The organism is Spongiibacter nanhainus (assembly GCF_016132545.1).
GTDB classification, from domain to species: domain Bacteria; phylum Pseudomonadota; class Gammaproteobacteria; order Pseudomonadales; family Spongiibacteraceae; genus Spongiibacter; species Spongiibacter nanhainus.
This window is the reverse complement of the sequence record NZ_CP066167.1, coordinates 1695898-1713972: the sequence shown is the minus strand read 5'-3', so window position 1 is coordinate 1713972 and position 18075 is coordinate 1695898. Positions and strand designations below refer to the sequence as shown.

The 18075-nt window shown below is 54.0% G+C and carries 19 protein-coding genes and 1 pseudogene; 3 read left to right on the top strand and 17 right to left on the bottom strand.

The window, feature by feature from the left end; translation table 11 throughout:
- Positions 1-47: 47 nt before the first annotated feature.
- From fliD to flgB, 15 genes and pseudogenes are all read right to left on the bottom strand, one after another.
- Complete coding sequence (fliD, locus tag I6N98_RS07740) at positions 48-1448, bottom strand: flagellar filament capping protein FliD (RefSeq protein ID WP_198571208.1); 1401 nt, start codon at positions 1446-1448, stop codon at positions 48-50.
- A 67-nt stretch (positions 1449-1515) separates the two neighbouring features.
- Positions 1516-1941 (bottom strand): flagellar protein FlaG, encoded by a 426-nt coding sequence (locus I6N98_RS07735; RefSeq protein ID WP_198571207.1) that lies wholly within the window; start codon positions 1939-1941, stop codon positions 1516-1518.
- Positions 1942-2076: 135 nt separating this feature from the next.
- Entirely contained in the window at positions 2077-2586 is a 510-nt protein-coding gene (locus tag I6N98_RS18780) for a flagellin (RefSeq protein ID WP_420496994.1), read from the bottom strand.
- Between the two features lie 21 nt (positions 2587-2607).
- Positions 2608-3543 (bottom strand): annotated as a pseudogene (locus I6N98_RS18775) (flagellin N-terminal helical domain-containing protein); the annotation flags it as partial.
- A 216-nt stretch (positions 3544-3759) separates the two neighbouring features.
- Entirely contained in the window at positions 3760-4953 is a 1194-nt protein-coding gene (flgL, locus tag I6N98_RS07725; protein WP_198571205.1) for a flagellar hook-associated protein FlgL, read from the bottom strand.
- Positions 4954-5066: 113 nt separating this feature from the next.
- Complete coding sequence (gene flgK / locus I6N98_RS07720) at positions 5067-6953, bottom strand: flagellar hook-associated protein FlgK (protein ID WP_198571204.1); 1887 nt, start codon at positions 6951-6953, stop codon at positions 5067-5069.
- A 10-nt stretch (positions 6954-6963) separates the two neighbouring features.
- Positions 6964-7419 (bottom strand): rod-binding protein, encoded by a 456-nt coding sequence (locus I6N98_RS07715; RefSeq protein WP_198571203.1) that lies wholly within the window; start codon positions 7417-7419, stop codon positions 6964-6966.
- A gap of 9 nt (positions 7420-7428) precedes the next feature.
- Positions 7429-8547 carry a flagellar basal body P-ring protein FlgI gene (locus tag I6N98_RS07710; RefSeq protein ID WP_198571202.1) on the bottom strand — a complete coding sequence of 373 codons (1119 nt, stop codon included), beginning with the start codon at positions 8545-8547 and terminating at the stop codon, positions 7429-7431.
- A gap of 10 nt (positions 8548-8557) precedes the next feature.
- A complete protein-coding gene (gene flgH / locus I6N98_RS07705; protein ID WP_198571201.1) occupies positions 8558-9250 on the bottom strand; it encodes a flagellar basal body L-ring protein FlgH in 693 nt (230 codons plus the stop codon).
- A gap of 27 nt (positions 9251-9277) precedes the next feature.
- Positions 9278-10063: a flagellar basal-body rod protein FlgG gene (gene flgG / locus I6N98_RS07700; RefSeq protein WP_198571200.1), complete on the bottom strand. Its 786-nt coding sequence runs from the start codon at positions 10061-10063 to the stop codon at positions 9278-9280.
- A gap of 37 nt (positions 10064-10100) precedes the next feature.
- Positions 10101-10841, bottom strand: coding sequence for a flagellar basal body rod protein FlgF (locus I6N98_RS07695; RefSeq protein ID WP_198571199.1), 741 nt, complete (start codon positions 10839-10841; stop codon positions 10101-10103).
- Positions 10842-10888: 47 nt separating this feature from the next.
- The gene (gene flgE / locus I6N98_RS07690) at positions 10889-12106 is read right to left on the bottom strand and encodes a flagellar hook protein FlgE (protein WP_198571198.1); all 1218 of its coding nucleotides are present in this window, start codon (positions 12104-12106) and stop codon (positions 10889-10891) included.
- A 24-nt stretch (positions 12107-12130) separates the two neighbouring features.
- The gene (locus tag I6N98_RS07685; protein WP_198571197.1) at positions 12131-12802 is read right to left on the bottom strand and encodes a flagellar hook assembly protein FlgD; all 672 of its coding nucleotides are present in this window, start codon (positions 12800-12802) and stop codon (positions 12131-12133) included.
- Between the two features lie 22 nt (positions 12803-12824).
- Positions 12825-13226, bottom strand: coding sequence for a flagellar basal body rod protein FlgC (gene flgC / locus I6N98_RS07680; protein WP_198571196.1), 402 nt, complete (start codon positions 13224-13226; stop codon positions 12825-12827).
- A gap of 2 nt (positions 13227-13228) precedes the next feature.
- Positions 13229-13648 carry a flagellar basal body rod protein FlgB gene (gene flgB / locus I6N98_RS07675; RefSeq protein WP_198571195.1) on the bottom strand — a complete coding sequence of 140 codons (420 nt, stop codon included), beginning with the start codon at positions 13646-13648 and terminating at the stop codon, positions 13229-13231.
- A 462-nt stretch (positions 13649-14110) separates the two neighbouring features.
- Here flgB and flgA point away from each other — a divergent pair, with 462 nt between their 5' ends.
- The 3 genes from flgA to I6N98_RS07660 all read left to right on the top strand — a co-directional run bounded on the left by flgA (position 14111) and on the right by I6N98_RS07660 (position 15707).
- Positions 14111-14800, top strand: coding sequence for a flagellar basal body P-ring formation chaperone FlgA (gene flgA / locus I6N98_RS07670; RefSeq protein WP_198571194.1), 690 nt, complete (start codon positions 14111-14113; stop codon positions 14798-14800).
- Positions 14801-14952: 152 nt separating this feature from the next.
- Complete coding sequence (gene flgM / locus I6N98_RS07665; protein WP_198571193.1) at positions 14953-15255, top strand: flagellar biosynthesis anti-sigma factor FlgM; 303 nt, start codon at positions 14953-14955, stop codon at positions 15253-15255.
- The gene (locus I6N98_RS07660) at positions 15252-15707 is read left to right on the top strand and encodes a flagella synthesis protein FlgN (RefSeq protein WP_198571192.1); all 456 of its coding nucleotides are present in this window, start codon (positions 15252-15254) and stop codon (positions 15705-15707) included. The genes flgM and I6N98_RS07660 overlap by 4 nt, the downstream gene beginning before the upstream one ends.
- Positions 15708-15933: 226 nt before the next feature.
- On the opposite strand, the gene I6N98_RS07655 is transcribed toward I6N98_RS07660, so the two are convergent.
- A complete protein-coding gene (locus I6N98_RS07655) occupies positions 15934-16776 on the bottom strand; it encodes an HDOD domain-containing protein (RefSeq protein WP_198571191.1) in 843 nt (280 codons plus the stop codon).
- A gap of 75 nt (positions 16777-16851) precedes the next feature.
- Positions 16852-18048: a cation:proton antiporter gene (locus tag I6N98_RS07650; protein ID WP_198571190.1), complete on the bottom strand. Its 1197-nt coding sequence runs from the start codon at positions 18046-18048 to the stop codon at positions 16852-16854.
- Positions 18049-18075 lie beyond the last annotated feature (27 nt).

The window sequence follows — 18075 nt, the reverse complement described above, 5'->3', positions numbered from 1 at the left end:
CGTCATCCAACCTTGATTCTTAACAGCAAACGCCGATTTAATCGGCATTATTTTTTGTTTCCGGAATTGATGGTGGGCAGATTCGCCAACTGTTGAGTTAAAAACTCACCAGTGCTATTTAACTGGCCCAATAGGCTATCAAGGGCATTAAATTGAGCGGTGTACCTGGCTTCTATAGAGGCGATACGTCGGTCGAGAGTTTCTCGCTGGTCGCCAATACGATCTATTTGGCCTTCCAAGCCTTGAGTGCGGATATCCAGTAGGCCGCCAGTCTGCACCAGACCGTCAATGAGCTTATCGAAACGGCTTGCGTAGCCGTCGTCTCCCGAAAAAACCTGGGAGATTGCATTAAAATCCTCGCTCATCACTTCTTTTAACGCATCGCTGTCGAGGACCAACTTGCCATTGTCCCCGGTGGTGATGCCCAACTCGGCCAGGGTATTGATATCGCTATCCAAACCACCAACCGCGTTAGATAAGGCTTGCCGCAACTGCGTGGCAATACCTCTAACCGTGGCGTCGCCTTGCAACAGACCGGCGGTCTTAGTTTCGGGGTCATAGGCCGTCAAATCATTGATCACGGTCACTAATTTGTTGTAGTTGCTAACAAACCCCTCTACCGATTTAGTAATGCTGGCTGTATCTCGGGAAATCGATAAACTTATCGACTCCCCGGGCCGGGCCTCCTTGAGGTCCAAGGTCACACCTTCAATCATATCGGTAATTTGTAAATCGGCACTGGTCTGGGTAAACCCGTCGATATGGACAATACTGTCCAGCGCCTCGACTTTTTCAGCCATAGGATTACTGGCTGCATTGGGATCATAATCTAACTGTGCCAGATCGCCGGTGTCTGAACCGTCAGTGCTAACAGATACCGAAATCGTGTTCTCAACCCCAGATTTATCAGCAGTGAGAACTAAGTGCGCACCGTCCTGGTCGTTGACTATCGACGCACTGACACCGGGATTGGCCTCGCTACTGTTAATAGCATCTCGTATCGCGGCCAGGGAATCTCCACCTGTCTCGATATCCAAGGTCATGGTTTCACCATTAACAGTAATACTCAATTGCCCTGTACCCACACTGGTATCACTGTCGGCATAGGCCGCAGACGCGATCTTGTGCCGAGTAGCCAACTGCTCAACTTCAACGCTGTAATCACCCGCTGCGGCAGAAGTATCCACTGTTACGCTAAATACATCTTTGTCACCGACGGTAGCGCTGCGTTTTAAAAAGGTGTCGGCATCACTCAACGCCGATAGGCTACTTTGGAAACTGGACAAAGAGGACTTTAGTGTGCCGTAGGCAGACAGCTGTGACTGAACTCTCGCCTCTTTGCTATCCAGACGAGTTTGCTGAGGGGCCCGCTCGGCAGCTACCAGCTGTTTGACAATACCGCCGATATCCAGCCCGGATCCGACTCCGGTTGCGGTTACAGATGCCATGTCAACTCGCCTCTTTGATGTGTCATTTATGCCGTCTAAACTTAATCGTTAGCAATGGCTGTGCCAGCTACGCTTCATCGTCAATTAAACTGCCAGTGCCTTCGATAAATGCCCTGGCAATCTGTAAAATCTCTTCGGGAGGTAGCTGCCTGATCACCTCGCCGGACTCGGAGTGAATAACCTTCAATACCGTTCTACCCGTGGTCTCATCCACGGAAAACTCAAGGTCTCGCTGTCGGTCCCGCAGTACTTCATTAAGTCTTTGGGCCGCCTTCTCCGAGATCTTTACTCGCTCGGCAAGCTGCTCTTTCTTGGCTTTATCGATCTCCACCATTTTTTGGTCAAGAGGTGTCTGGTCGGCATCTTGAACGACTTTCAGAGGTGCAGTTTTGCCTGCTTCCGGCAAAGTTTTGCCGCTCAGTTCGTCCTTTACCGGTATCGACCGGGAAGGCGCTAGCGCAGCATTTGCTGTGGGTTTAATGCGTGTGTCCATGACATTTAAAACCTCCGTCAATCGAGTGTCACCTTCCCTGATGCAACACAAACAGGGCCTATTGGCCCTGTTTGAAATCCCGGTAGTTGTTTGGGCCTGTGTGCCGCCCCGTTACCGGAGCGGCTATCGCCAGGATTACTGCAGCAGGCTGAGTACGCTCTGGGGCAGGGAGTTAGCCTGCGCCAGGATCGAAGTGCCGGCCTGTTGCAGGATCTGGGCCTTGGTCAAATTAGCGGTTTCCGCCGCAAAGTCCGCATCCAGAATCCGTCCACGAGAGGCCGACAGGTTCTCAGAGATAGTCTGCAAGTTAGTGATGGTGGATTCAAAGCGGTTTTGTACCGCACCGAAGTCACTGCGCAGGTCACTGATCGACTCCAATGCAGCATCAACACGGCTGATGGTGGTGTTGGAGTTAGAGATCGTGTCGACGCTAGCCGAAGCCAAAGAGGTAGTGCTGTCGATACCGATATCGGCCAAGTTAGTCACACCACCGGTATCAGTGACGTCAATGGCTTCCGATGCGGTCAAGGTCAAAGCACCCCGGTTGGTCTGTGATGTACCGGCTACGTCGGCAACAATTGTCGCAGCACCGAAGCCACCGCTGGTGCTGGTATCTGCATCAGTTAGCGTGGCGGCAGTGGTAATATTGCGCCCGTCCGCAGAAGTCAGTGTCAGGGTCGAGCCAGAAACACTTGCAGTGACACCAGTTTCATCGGACTTTTGGTTAATCGCCGACACCAGCGTTCCCGCTGTCAAATCACCTGCACTCAGGTCGAAAGCTGCAGCAGTGCCGCCGTAGATATCCACGCCATTCAAGCTGAGCGCAAATTCATCGCCTGCACCACCACCAGTAATTGTGGTGAAAGTGTCGCTGACTTCTGTGACCGCTGTGGTGGTCAAACCTTCGATACCGGCGTCGTTGATGGCCCGCGCTTTAGAGTAAGCACTAGTGTCATCGTAGCCAGCACCTAAACTGCCTGAGTAGTCAGTGCTCGCGGCAACGGTCACCGCGTCGGCAGTGCCTACAGCAATTTCCAGCTGACCATCAAACGCCGTAGCGCTAACGTCGAAGGTATTGGTCGCAATTTGACCGATCTGGTTAGAGCGAGCACCTTGTGACAGGTTTACCGAGATGGTTTCGCCGACGTTGGCACCCACTTGGAAAGAAGCAGTACCAAAGCTACCGTCCAGAATTTTCTGGCCGTTGAAGCTGGTTTGGCTGGCAATCCGGTCGATCTCTGCCAGGCGTTGCTGCACTTCTGAGTCTAGCGCTGCACGGTCAGACGCTGAGTAGGTGGAGTTAGCAGATTGTACTGCCAGCTCGCGAACCCGCTGCAAGTTGTTGGTAATTTCGTCGAGGGCAGCTTCACCGGTTTGCGCCAGTGAGATACCGTCGTTGGCGTTGCGAACAGCTTGGTTCAAGCCGTTGATTTGAGTGGTAAAACGCGTAGTGATAGCCAGACCAGCGGCATCGTCTTTCGCGCTGTTGATACGCAAGCCTGTGGACAGACGTTGCAGCGAGGTGTTGAGGGTCTCCTGAGAGCGCGACAGGTTGCGCTGTGCATTCAATGAGGCCACGTTGGTGTTGATGCTGAGTGCCATGATAACTCTCCTTACACTTTAAGCTGAAAAGACAATCGTCTTTTATTCAAGCGGTGGCCCGATGGCCGTTCTCTGCTTTCAGGTAAGTTATCGTCGCTTAAGAGGCAAGCTTTACAGGATTTAGGTTAGTAGATGTACCTACATTTCGTTAAAAATTATTGTCTTACAACAACAAAGGGGCTCATAAGCCCCTTTGTGTGACATAGCAACACGTGATCACAGATAGTTAAATAGCGACAAGCCCTGCACCTTTGAAAAGGCCTGTTGGGCGGCCTGCAAACTGGTCAGCTGTTGGTTAAAGCGGGTAATCGCCTCGGCATAATCGAGGTCGTTCACCAAGCTCAGGTTTTCCTCTATCTGTAGACTGGCTCCGGCATTGATATCCACCTGCCGGTCCAAAGACGCCATTCGGGCGCCCACCTCGGTTTGCTTGCCCAGAATGTGATCGAGAGCCTGATCCAGGTTGCCCAGCGCGTGATTGATCTCGGAAGTCTGCTGAGCCCGATCTGCGGCATTGCTTCTTCCCAATTCCAGTGATCCGGCCAACTGATCCAACATCGAGAAGACATCCTGGCGCTGTGCGGGCTGGAGCGTAAAACTATCACCGGCGACGGGCTGCCCCTCTATCTGGAAAGACATTCCACCAGCGACAATATCGGCACCGGACAAGTAGCTTCCCGACGCAACGACATTAGAGCTGGCGTCGACAACCTCGTAACTATCCGAGGAAGTGAACTGCACCGTCAGGGTCTGGCCAGTAAAGCTAGCCGGATCGGCAACCGCATTGACTGCGATCACGCCGTCGCCTTGGTTAGCGCTGCTCGCAGCTGCCGAAAATTGACCGTTTCCATTCAGCATGGCCATAAATACCGCCGAGCCGGGATCACTGTCGGCGATTTGTCGCCCTGGACCTGCCTGCAGCATTCGCTGACCGTCGTCGCCATTGTAGGTCACCCCGGATGTCGTCTGAGAAAATGCCGGAGTGTCCTGCTGAAAGCCGGAAAAAATATACCGACCATCACTGTCCTGGGTGTTGGCATAGGCCAGCAAACTATCCAAGTGCTGACGGATTTCTAACGCAATAGATTGTCGAGACTCATTACTCTGAGTGGCATTATTAGCTTGCACCGCCAACTCCCTGACCCGCTGCAGCAGAGTGACGCTCTCAGACAGCACGCTCTCCTCCAAGCGCAAGCGGGAATCGAGAAGGTGATTGTTGCGCTCATATTGCTCGGTTCTGTCCTTGGCCCGAGACAATTCCAGGTTGCGCACGGCGGCAACAGGATCGTCCGCCGGCGATAACATGCGTTGACCGGTGGAAATCTGCTGTTGGGTGCGGACCAGGTCGCCCTGCTTTTCCAGCATGGCACCGAGCCCCAATGAAAACATCTGGCTGGTGGATATTCTCATCGTCTTTTTACTCCCATGGCTGGACTAATGCTATTGACCACACCATTAATTTTATCTACACCACTCTTAGCTACACCGGTCTCTATCATTGCTTCCATGTCGCCACCACTCGCTTAGAACGCTGCCATCAGGGTTTGGAACAACTCCTTGGCGACTGAGGTGGCCTGGGCTGCGGCCTGGTAAGCCTGCTGATACTTGAGCAAGTTAGCGGCCTCTTCATCCAAATTTACGCCGGATACACTCTGCTGCCGTGCTTCAGCCTGGGCCAACAGGTTGGCCTGGGACTGTCGGCTAATGTCGGCGCTGTGGGTGGCCACACCGATACGCCCCACCAACCCGCCGGTGGCCTCCTGAACACTAACTGTGCCGCCATTGAGTAATTTACTGGCCTCAGTAGCGGCCAAAGCTAAGGCATTGCGGTTGTCTCCGCTGGCTCCAGCATTGTCCAAAATACTGAATTGATCTCCCGCGTTGGGGGTCCCGGTAATCACCACACGGTTGCCATTGACCTCAATGGGCTCGCCGGCAGTAAAGGCAAAGCTTCCCGAACCATTAATTTGGTAAGTGTTAGCGTCCAGGAAGGTGATATCCACCGGGTTGGCCAAATTGGCATCACTACTATCGATGATTTCAGTTTGAGAAATCTGTCCCGTACCGGTATTGGCAGCTCCAGCTTCACTGCGGGTGGCAGCCGCGGCGGCTACCCGGGCCGGGTCGGTCATTTCCACCTTGAGGGCACCGGCTGCATCCGCGCTGGGCCTGACCAGAAATTCATCGCCGGCCGCCGGTGTCCCGCTGATACTTAATGCCATGCCGCCAACAATAAACGGATCAGCGACACTGCCACTGCCGCTATCCGGGCTTATTGCAGTATTGCTAGGGGTTTTGCTCAGCTCCCAGCTCGTGCCGTTGTAGCGCACTATCAGGTTGTCGCCGGTGACATCCCCGATATTGTCAAAGGTGGCCGATACGGTGGCCGTACCTGAGTTATTCGCTGAGTTAACGACTGAGGGCTGCGGGGTATTAAATACCGCCTGACCTCGGTCACCATAGAGATCTACACCAGCCTGATTCTGCTCATTAACCGAAGCGGATAAGGCCAAGGCGATTCGGCCCAGTTCATTTTCGGTTTCGGTGAGCAATCCGTCTCTAAATGACAACACGCCCCCCAGCTGGCCACCTTGCAAGCTCTGGGTGATTACTGAAGTCTGGCCACCGATATCCAATGCCACTTCCAGGCGAGTCACATCCAATGGGCTGCGTGTAGTCTTAACCTGAACCGACTCATTCCCCAGTACCAGGGCCTGACCGTTGCCGATAAACACACTCATGCTGCCGTCGTTTTGCTCGATACTGGATACGCTGACCAGGCGGTTCAATTCAAGGAGTGCCTGATCCCGGTCATCCAACAGATCTGAGGGCGCGCCACCGAACTGTCCCTGTGACTCCACAATCAAGTTGTTGATGTCGGCTATACGCTCTGTAAGGCTATTCACTTCACTGGCGATGGACTGAATTTGGGTGTTGGCCTGTTGCTGCATGTCTTCCAGATAGCCAGACATACCGGCAAAACGATCACTAAGGCTCTGGGCCTCGGCCAGAAACAGACGCCGTGCCGAAATCGAGGCGGGATCATCCGCCACGGTCTGAATGCTATCGTAGAAATTGGACAGCGCTGCACTGACGCCGAATTCTGAGTCAGCGAGGGTATTATCCAGCTGCGCCGCAAACTGGTAGTAGGTATCCAGCTGGGAGTAAGCAGAATTCACCGTTCTTAGCTGTGAGGTAGCAAAGCTGTCGTAGGCGCGGGAAATACTCGATACGGTCACCCCCGAGCCAATACTCAACTCCCCCATCTGTTGGGGAATGCGGGTGGCAAAGCTGACTCTTTGGCGGCTGTACCCTTCCGTATCCGCATTGGCGATATTGTGACTGGTGGTCGCCAACGCCCGCTGGTAGGAGACAAGGGCCGAGAGCGCATTTCCTAACATGTCAGCCATGGGCTAACCCTCACTGTGACTGGTTGTGGCTATCGGCGACAGAATACTCTGCACCTGAGTTATCGGCTGCAGACCCGTTAACTTTAGCGTCTTCGGTCATACCTATTGTGTCGCTTTGCAGCCGCAATTGCAGACGGGTAGCCTCGGCGGCAGCATCGTCTCCCTGCGGAGTTTGCTGACTCAATTGCTGAACGATAGTATCCGCCAGCCCCAGGCCACCCTGTTCAGCGAGAGATACCGATAATTGACTGTCCATCATTTGCTGATAGAACTTCATGCTGTCTGAATCAAACAGCCCGCCCTCAGGTACCGCCTCACGCATACTTTTCAGCATCATCTGAACAAAGAGCGCCTCGAATTGCTTGGCGACCGGTTCTACCGCCTGATCCGGGGATTCGCTGGCATTTTTACGCAATGCTGCCAGGCTGGAAAAATCGTGATATTGGCTGCCGTTAATGTCCATCATCGTTACCTTTTAGATGACCATCAACTCAGCCCGCAACGCGCCGGCCTGATTCAGGGCTTCGAGAATGGCAACCAAGTCGCTGGGGGCGGCACCAACTTTGTTAATGGCGGTAACAATTTCTTCCAGGGTCACACCGGCGTCTAGAAGAAACATCCTCGACCCCGACTCGTTAACATCAATACTGCTCTCGGCAGCCACCACGGTCTCGCCGCGGCGGGCAAAGGCACCGGGTTGACTCACTCCTACCCGCTCACTGATCGATACCGTGAGTGAGCCGTGGGTCACCGCCGCGGGTAATACTCGAACATTCCCGCCAATGACGATAGTGCCAGTGCGGGAATTGACCACTACCCGGGCACCGGCTTCAGCGGGGGTAATTTCCAGGCTTTCCAGCATGGAGATAAAGGTGACATTGCGGTCAGGATTCTTGGGGCCCAGGACCTTCACGGTGGCGGAGTCCATGGCGCTGGCTGTGCCGTCGCCGAAGCGGTGGTTGATTTCCTCCGCCAATCTACGCGCTGTGGTGAAATCGGGGCGCCGTAGGTTCAGCATGATTTCACCGTTAGAAGACATCACACTGGGTGCCGGTCGCTCGACAATACCGCCATTGGGAATACGACCGGCACTGGGAATATTGACTGTAACCTTTGAGCCGTCGTTGCCGGATACCCCTAAACCGCCCACCAACAGGCTGCCTTGGGCTATCGCATAGACTTGGCCATCGGCGCCCATCAACGGCGCCATCAACAAACTGCCACCGCGTAAACTGGCGGCGTTACCAATGGAAGACACTGTTACATCGATAGTTTGACCGGGCTTGGCAAAGGGCGGCAGGCTGGCGTGAACGGTCACAGCCGCAACGTTTTTTAGTTGAGGATTAACATTGTCGGGGACTCTCACTCCAAAGCCTGTCAACATGTTGCGAATACTCTGAATGGTAAAGGGCGCCTGGCTGGTCTGATCTCCCGTACCACTCAAGCCCACGACCAAACCGTAACCCACCAGCTGGTTTTCCCGGACACCGGCCACGTTAACCAGATCCTTGACTCGCTCTGCAGAGGCGGGAATAGCAGCGACACACGCCAACAGGGCCAATCCGCTAGTCAACAGATACTTTGATAGTTTCATGAGTCCGCCCTCAAAACGGTGACAACACCGACTGGAACAGCCGGGACAACCAGCCCATAGAATTGGCATCTGCTAATGCCCCCTTACCACTATAGGTAATACGGGCATCGGCCACTTTGTAAGACGGCACACTGTTGTCCGCACCGATATCCTCGGGGCGAATAATGCCTCGAATGCGAATAAACTCTTCACCTTGATTGATGGTGACCCATTTCTCGCCGCGAACCCGCAAACTGCCGTTGCGCAGCACATCAGATACCGTAACGGTAATGCTACCGGTGAGACTATTGCTTTGACTGCTACTGCCTTGACCTGAAAAATCCTGCTCGCTGCTAACACCGCTGGTCAGTACCGGCTGACCGTTGTGGGTCACACCGCGTCCAAACAAGGTAACAGCAGGAATGGAAATACTGCTATCTTTACCCGTGGCCGTGCTGGAGGATTTACTGGCGTCGGTCTTCTCTTCCAGCAGGATCGTGATCACGTCGCCAACCTGGCGGGCGCGGCGATCCAGGAACAAGCTCATGCCGTAACCGGCTTGGTAAATTGAACCGGACGTATTGGTTGCTTGGCTTGCTGCCGGCGGCGCCACTGACTCCCACTGCTCGTCGGAATTTTCGGCATTGCGCGGCGTCTGCGCGCAAGCCGCCAACAGCCCGATAAGGCCGGTCGCTAGCAGTGTCCGAAGTATGGATGTTGTCATGTCGTGCTCCGCCCGAGTAAAACTCGGTTACATATTGTTGTTAACGTACTGCATCATCTGATCGGCAGTGGCTACAGCCTTGGAATTCATCTCATAAGCGCGTTGGGTTTCAATCATGTTGACCAGCTCTTCCACCACGTTAACGTTGGAACCTTCAAGGGCGCCCTGAGTTAGTGAGCCCAGTCCGGTTAGACCCGGAGTCCCGGTTTGCGGTGCACCGCTGGAGGCAGACTCCACATAGAGGTTTTCACCTCGGGCCTGCAATCCGGCGGGGTTCACGAAATCGGCCAACTGAAAGCTACCCAATTGCACAGGGGCAGTTTCTCCAGCCAGCTGAGCACTGACCACACCGTCAGAACCAATAGTGATGCTGGCGGTACCGCTGGGAATGGTGATACCAGGCTCCACCACATTGCCACTGTTGGTCACAATCTGGCCCTGGTCGTCCAGTTGGAAGGAACCGTCCCGGGTATACCCAATACTGCCGTCTGGCAGGCGCACCTGAAAAAAGCCGCGACCATTAATCCCCACATCCAGGGCATTGCCGGTTTGCGCCATATTGCCTTGCTGAAAGACTTTTTCTGTGGCGACAACGCGGACCCCGGTACCAACCTGAAGACCGCTGGGGGAACGGGTCTGCTGAGAGGTCTGCCCACCGACCTGTTTAACATTTTGGTACAGCAGGTCCTCAAACGCGGCGCGGTCTCGCTTGAAGCCGTTGGTGTTGGCATTAGCCAAGTTGTTGCTGACTACCTGCATCCGGGTTTGCTGGGCATCGAGCCCGGTCTTGGCGACCCACAATGAAGAATTCATAACTCAGTCTCTCTTTCTGATTTAGTCGTTAAACGACCTATTCCAAACGCAATAACTTGGCACCGGTTTCATCGATCTGATTCGCCGTGCTCATCACCTTCACTTGCATCTCAAATTGCCGAGCCAACGCAATCATCGTCACCATGGCATCCACCGTATTGACGTTGGCGCCCTCAAGGTTACCGGTACTGATACGTACACCAGCATCAACCTCGGGCTCGCTGCCATCCCGGGTGCGAATATGACCGTCTTCACCCTTAAACAGGTTTTGCGGATCGGCGTTGACCAAACGGATGCGATCCACGGTCACCTGTGACTCTGCGCCTAAGCCCAGGGGTACAATGGAGATTGTGCCGTCATCTCCGATAGTCAGACTTTGATGGTCGGGAATCGCTACCGGCCCCTGGTCACCCATGATGGGGTTTCCGGCACCGTCCAACATTTGGCCGTCACTGGTGAGTTGGAAATCCCCCCGGCGACTGAGTGCCTGATCACCCTGAGGGGTTTGGATTACAAACCAGCCCTCTCCGCGGATAGCGGCATCCAACTCCCGCCCGGTCGGATTCACCGGGCCCGAGGAGAAATCCGTCGTACTCCCCTCGACCACGGCATTGGCTCGGGTAGCCATACCCGGCCCTTCAACATCCCGACTTAGCAGGGCCTGAAAATCACCGCGAAATCCGGCGGTACTGGCATTTGCCAAATTGTTGGCATTGGTAGTCTGGGCCAATTCGGTTTGCTTAGCCGCCGTCATACCAATGAAATGCAATCTGTCCATACCTACCTCACCAATCTACGCGATCACTCTCAGGTCCTGTTGCCGCGTTAGCGAATGTTGATTACCGATTGGGTAATCGCATCCGCGGTCCCGATCATTTTGGTGTTGGCCTGGAAGTTACGTTGCGCGGTGATCATCTCTACTAACTGATCGGTAAGCTCAACATTGGAGCCCTCCAAGGCACCGGCCTGCAGCAGGCCAAAGTTAGAGGTACCGGCCTCACCCAAACGTGGACTCCCTGAAGTAAAGGTTTCAGCCCAGGAGGTGCCGCCCTTTTGCTGGAGACCGTTAGGGTTTGAGAAACTGGCCAAGACAACTTTACCTAACTGGGTAGATTGACCATTGGTAAACCGGGCCGAGACAACACCGTTGCTACTTACTTCGATACCGGTCATACGGCCCGAAGCGTAACCGTCCTGTTGCAATTCGTTAACGCTAAATTCATTGCCATACTGCGTTGAGCTACCAAAATCCAGAGTCATCTCAATATCGGCAGAACCCGAGGACGTGGTATATGCTGGTAAGTTAACCAGCCCGGAGGCCGGTGAAGTCAATTCACCCTGATCGTCAAACACCAGAGTATTAGCACCGCCCACGGCGGTATCGTCCACATAGGTGTATTGTGACCAGGTATTTGCTGCCGGATCTTTAACAAAGTACATCGTTGCAGTGTGGGTTGTACCTAGTGAGTCATACACTGTCATGGATGTCGCGTGGTTGTAGGAGGTCGAAACAGCTGGGTCAAAAGGCGCAGCCACGGGCTCAGGAGCGTTTGCGGGCAGATTGACAGCTACAGTACCTTCGGTACTCTCCTGTGGACTGCTCTCAGTGACTTGCAGTTGCAGGTCTTGTATCGACCCGGTTGAGAAGGAACCGTCTACAGAGGGCGGATAAACCTGGAGCTTTTCCAAAGAATCGTTAACCAGATACCCTTCTCGGTCGACACTGAATTCACCGGCACGGGTGTAGGTAACCCCACTCTCCCCCCGCATACGGAAGAAGCCCTCGCCGCTAATCGCCAAGTCCAAGGCATTATCGGTAAAGTTGATATTACCCTGACTGAACTGCTGGGTAATGGTATTGAGTCGAACACCGGCGCCGGGCGTGGTCGCCGTTACGTCGTTATTTGCCGTTGCGTAAACGTCGGCAAAGGACGACCGGGAAGACTTAAAGCCCGTGGTATTCACGTTGGCAATATTGTGGGCGGTGACATCCAGATGACTTGCCGCCGCATTCAATCCACTCAAAGCAATTCTAAAACTCATGTTATTTCTCCTACGCCAGTGGCGTTAACTTACGGATACAAGATCAGACAATTTGACGGTGCCACCGCCATTCAGCTCCAAATGAACACCCCCTCCCGCAGTGGGAAGTGAGACGCTCCGAACTTCAAAATTAACCTGTGTTGATAACTGCTCCACAGATCCCCCATTCAAGTAATTCGCCCTCAGGTAATACTTACCTGCCGGCAACTGTTCGCCATTGAGCCCCGCGCCATCCCATTCAAAGGGCACCGGGCCAGCACCTTGGGGCCCCATGGAAACACGGCCCATGACCTCTCCGGTTGGGGCTAAAATTTCTATATCCAGAGCGTTGGTGCTGTTAGGCAGATCGACCTGGCCGCTGATGCCTTTATTGCCATCGAGCACACCAAAGTCTGCGGCGCTCAACACCTCCCTACCCACCAGATTTGAAGCGTTCACAAACTGAGTTTGATTCAGCGACCCGAGGTAATTGGAAAAATTGTTGTTCATTTCACTGATGCTGCTAACAGAGGTCAGCTGTGCCATTTGGCTTATGAACTGGGTATTGTCCATGGGGTTAAAGGGGTCTTGGGCCTTCATTTGTTCCATCATCAGGCGCAAAAAATCATCTTGTCCCAAGCCCGACTCACCACCTCTCTTTGCTTTGGCGGCGTCGGCTTTAGCCTGTTGATACTGTTCTACCGTGCGTATTTCCATACTCTACTCCTCGTGCCCCCGACTACTGCTGTCCCAACTGCAGGGCTCTCAGCATCAGCGCTTTAGTTGTGGTGAACACCTCAGCGTTATTCTGATAAGAGCGGGACGCCGCCATCATATTGGCCATTTCCTCAACCGTATTGACGTTACTGCTGTATACAAATCCGTTTTCATCGGCTTGAGGGTGTCCAGGCTGAAAATGTTTTTGGACCGGCGCCTGGCTCTCCATGATCTCGCTGACCTGAACCGAAGCCATACCCTGCTGCTCTTGCAGCACTGCTGAAAATACTGGCTGACGGGAGCGATAGGCACCTTCCTCTGTACTACTGACGGTATCCGCATTAGCGATGTTGCTGGCGACAGTGTTAAGCCGCAGCATTTGTGCGTGCATTGCCGATGCGGCGATATCCAAGGGACTACTCATATTTAGCGTCCTCCACTGATCACGTTCTTCATGCTGGCGAAACGACCACTGAGAAAATGCAGTGTGGTCTGGTATCGGGTGGTGTTATCTGCGAAAGCGGCCTGCTCAATATGAGACTCCACGGTATTGCCATCTTCAGAGGGCTGGGTCGGCACACGATATTTAGGTGCGACCGGCTCGGGGTTGGACTGAGTCGCATTGCCGCGGGCTATGTGGTGTTGATTGGTTACCGTCATAGCCAAACCTTCGCCATTGGAACTGCCCTGGGTGCTGGCGAGAGCACTGCGAAAATCCACATCCCGGGCCTGATAGCCCGGGGTATCCGCGTTGGCGATATTGGCAGCCAACACCGACTGCCGCTGCTCCCTTAGAGACAGCGCCTGCTGGTGAATACCCAGAGCTTTATCAAAACTAATCGCCATAATCGTTCTGTTTTTGCTAAAGTTTGTTGTCTTGGTGTCGATGTCTTGTTCAGTGGATGTAGCTACCTACTGCAACCCGACACACCTTAGGATTAGCGTTTTTACTGCTCGCACCTAACGCACTGGCTATAACGCAATCCTTGTGCCATATTTATTTTTATATTTATATCAATAAGTTACGGCGCAAGCGCTGGTTTTTTGGCACTGTTACGGCAAGCCCTTGCCGACCCAAAAGCCAATTTTTCGCCGCCTTGTACACTAATCTCCCCTCCCCCCAAGCCAATGGCATATTCCTTGCTTTAGCTAATCTACAAGCAGCGTGGCGACAGAATTTTGACGCAACGCGGAAAACGCTGAAAAGTGAGTGATCATTGGTTTGAAATAATGGCTAGGCGATTAAGGAAAGAACAGACAGCGGCAACACAGCTCGGCAACGCTTGCCTTTTAAAGGCGCTGCGCCGCGTGTCCTGTATCCTTGTCGTTGGCGCTGCCAGCGCAACCACCAACGCCGCTTCCGACCCAACGATAGAAAATCCAGACCGCATAGCCGCTACGGCAACAGCCTATGTCGCAAAGCACAATCCCTGGAAGAGCATGGACCACCGTATTGAAGTGGACCGGCTCGACCCCCGTACCCGCTTGGCCCGTTGCAAGACATCACTGGAAGCGTTTCTGCCTCCCGGAGGGACAATTCGTCGTCGCACCACCGTCGGCGTTCGTTGCAGCGGCCCCAGCCCCTGGAAGATCTATGTTCCCGTGACGGTGGCGGCTTATACAAAAGTTATGGTGGCAAATCGGCCTATTGGGCCAGGCGCGAGTATTTCCCAAGATTCAGTGAGCTGGGTTGAGCGCGACGTCTCAACACTCAGTTATGGCTACCTCCCCTCTCTGAAAGGTCAGGGGGGCCTGCGAGCGCGTCGCAGCATTCCCCAGGGAGCGGTAATTACCGCCAATATGGTGGAAGCCAATGCCATCGTCCACAAAGGGCAGCGCATCTCTTTGCGCAGTGACAGCGGTTCTATATCCGTCACGATGTCTGGCATTGCTCTGCAGGACGGCGCTATAAACAGTCGTATTCCGGTCCGCAACCTTAGCTCGGGGCGGCGCTTGGAGGGCGTGGTGGAGTCCAGTGAAGTGGTGGTTCTGCGATGAATAAGTGTGAGCAATATCACATTTTGTGCTGTATCAGGAAAAATACCACTATCACCCCTAAAGTTTTTTAGGGAAGTACCGATATGACGATACAAGGTGAGTAGTGTGAACAGACCCCAGGTCTCACCCCACACAGTGAGAGGAACAAAATTATGGTCGACCGTATAACTCATACCGGCCTGCCGCAAAATCGCGCGCTGGACAGCCAACGTGGCGTCAGCAGTGAAAAAAGTGGTGGCTCAGACAAAGCCGGCAGTGTCGCTAGCAGTGCCGACAACAATATTGTGCAGACGCCGTTAATGGAACAAGTCCGCGCTCAAGTGTCCGCCAGCGATGGCATTGACCGGGCAAAAGTCGATGAAATTAAAACGGCGATCCGCAATGGTGAGTTCCAGATTGACGCGGACCGGGTAGCCAAAGCCTTTGTCGAGCTAGAAGGAATGATTTCGGGATGAGCGAAAACCGCACAAGCATTCTGAATGAGATGCAGCTGGCGGCGCAATCGCTGCTGGATGTACTAAAGCGTGAACAGCAAGCCTACGCCGAAAATCAAGCGATGTCTGTCGATCTCGCAGCCAGTATAGAATCGCTAAGCCAGCAAAAAATGCAGCAGGTCAAACAGTTGGAAGCTCTGGAAAAACAACGCCAGTCCCTCCCCGACCCTCATTTCTATCGCGGCGGCGACGCTAAGGAAAGCACCGATCCCCAGTGGAATGCTATTCGCGATACCTTGTCACAGTGTCGCAAGCTTAACGATTTGATTGGCGCCAATATTGTTGCCCAAGCCAATTACACCCAGCGAGCGGTGGATATTCTCAGTGGCAGCGAGACCGGCAATGCGACGGTATACAGCGCGGAAGGTCGAGCTTCCTCTTCTCACGCAAGCCGGGCCTTGGGCAGAGCCTAGCCATCCCTTTTGCTCGTTAAGGCCTCGCTAAGTCGAGCTTTCTACAGAAAAAGTCTTCCCTGGCGGCGTCCCGCAGACCCGCCAAAACGCTCCAGTCATCTTTATCCAATAGGATGATTCTCAGAAAGGCAGATAGGCCTAGCAGGTGGTTGATTTCCTATCTGCTTTGCCACTGCGGCGTTGAAAACGGAAATCAACAGCCTGCTAGGGCCCTTCTGCCCCGGCCTTAGGCTCGCAACAGTTCCTGCATCTGCTCAACTTGTTGCAGGTAACTTTCATCTTCTTCGCCGGGCGTGACGGGCAGCCCCAAACGATGAAAAGCTGTAACCTCAGCCCAATCAACTTGAGCCAGGGGATGATCAGTCCCGGCATAGGTGTGAAGATTAGCCACCGTAACCAGGTCGGCATAATCGGGCCGTTCGATTTCCCGGTCGAACATTAGGTGGGCAGTGGGTACCATAACGATTGCATTGGCGAAGCCCCAAGACTCAAGAATCATGGTCCCCACTTCAGGGGTCAGCGCCACCAGCGCCTCGTCCAGCAATTCCGGGTGATCGCGGAGAAACCCTCGACCCACGGCGTAAGATAAAATCGGTAGTGCACCGATCTGATGGACAACTCCGGCCAATGTCGCCAGCTCAGGCTTAAGGTGACGCTGCCCTTTTGCCAGGGTGTGACTGATGGCCGCGACATCGGTACTGTGTACCCAAATCGAGCGCATACGTTTGTTGAGGGATTCTTTGGTGGACAAGAATATCTGCTGCATGGCCATGGTAGTGACCAGGGTCGACGTATAGGCCAAGCCGATACGACCAATCGCATTTTTGACGTCTTGAATCGGCTCACTGCCTCGCAGCAAGGAGCTGTTGGATACCCGTAAAATACGGGTGGCAATGGAACTGTCCTGTTCGATAATCGACGCGAGCTTGCCTAGACTGATATCCGGGTCGCTGGCGGCCTCTCTGACTTCGAGAGCGACCTCAGGAAGGGTGGGTAATACAATAGAGTCATTCTCAATTGCTTTGTACAGGTCCTGGCGGACCTGATCGATAAAGCTCGCTGCCGTCATGGAATTATCTCACTCGCTCCCATTTTTCGACTTAGGGTAGCAAGGAAAGTCCGGCGGGATTATTGAGAAATATACCTACTCCGTCACTATTTTCTTGTCTTGAGACATGTGGCGTTGGGCATAACGCTTTAAGGCCCATCGGGTGCTGATCGGACCCACAATTTCAAAGAAAATTGTCGCCGCCACAGTAACGGTAATAATGGCTTCAGACAGTTCCGGAAAGTGCTGTTTGGCATACAGGGCCGTACCCAAGGCCACCCCCGCCTGGGGCAATAAGCTCATTCCCAATAATCCCCGATCGCCCACCGCCATCGAGCGTCCAAACACCCAACAAGCCAGCACTCTGCCCATTACCCGCAGTAAAATGTAGGCCACTGCCAGTGGCCAATACTGGGCCAGGTCAGCCGGTGCAAAGGACGCCCCCACCAAAACTAAAAATAACACCAAAAATGGCCACTCGATATGTGCTACCTCGTGAAACGGCCGGTGATGGTGGCGGGCTAGCTGCGCCACAGTCACACCCATGGTAATCGCCGCCAGCAGATAGGAGACCTCTAGCATCAAGGACAAGCCGGCACAGCAAAACACTGCAGCCAGCGCTTCCAGCAGCATCGGCTTGCCTTTATTTATCCGTCCCGACAACGCCGCCATCGGTAGGCCCAAGGCGATCCCTAAGCCGATACCACCAAACATCTCCCAGAGCCCGATCCAGATGTAATGGGCTTGATAAGAGCCTTCCACCGCAACACCCACCGCGGTCATAACCAATCCGAACAGGACCAGGCCCCACATATCATCCATGGCGACAATACCGCTTAGCAGGTTGGATAAAGGTGAATCGAAGCCGCCGTCCTCTACCGACTCCAGTGTCGCCACCGGGTCGGTCGCCAGGCTTACCCCCGCCAGCACCAGGGCGATGGGCAACTCGATACCCACGGCGACCATCCCCCCGCAAACCACCGCAAAGGTACCGACGGTGATACCAAATGCCAGCCACAGCGACTGCTTGCCGTAGAGTCGAAAGGTGCGGCCGGTAAATTTACCGCCCAATAAAAAGCCGATCATGGTCAGCGCCACGGTGGCGACAAAGTCAAACCAGGGCAATTGTCCGCTGGGCAGCCATGCCAAGCCCAAGGGCCCCACAGCCAGCCCCAGGCCGATAAGAATGGTCACCCGGGGCAGCTGGGTACGTTTACCCAAGGTTTCCCCAAGCAGGCCCAATAACATCATGGCCCCTATCAGCAGCAGGGTGTGCTCAACGGAGTCGTGCATTATTATCCAGCATCAATATGATTTCCC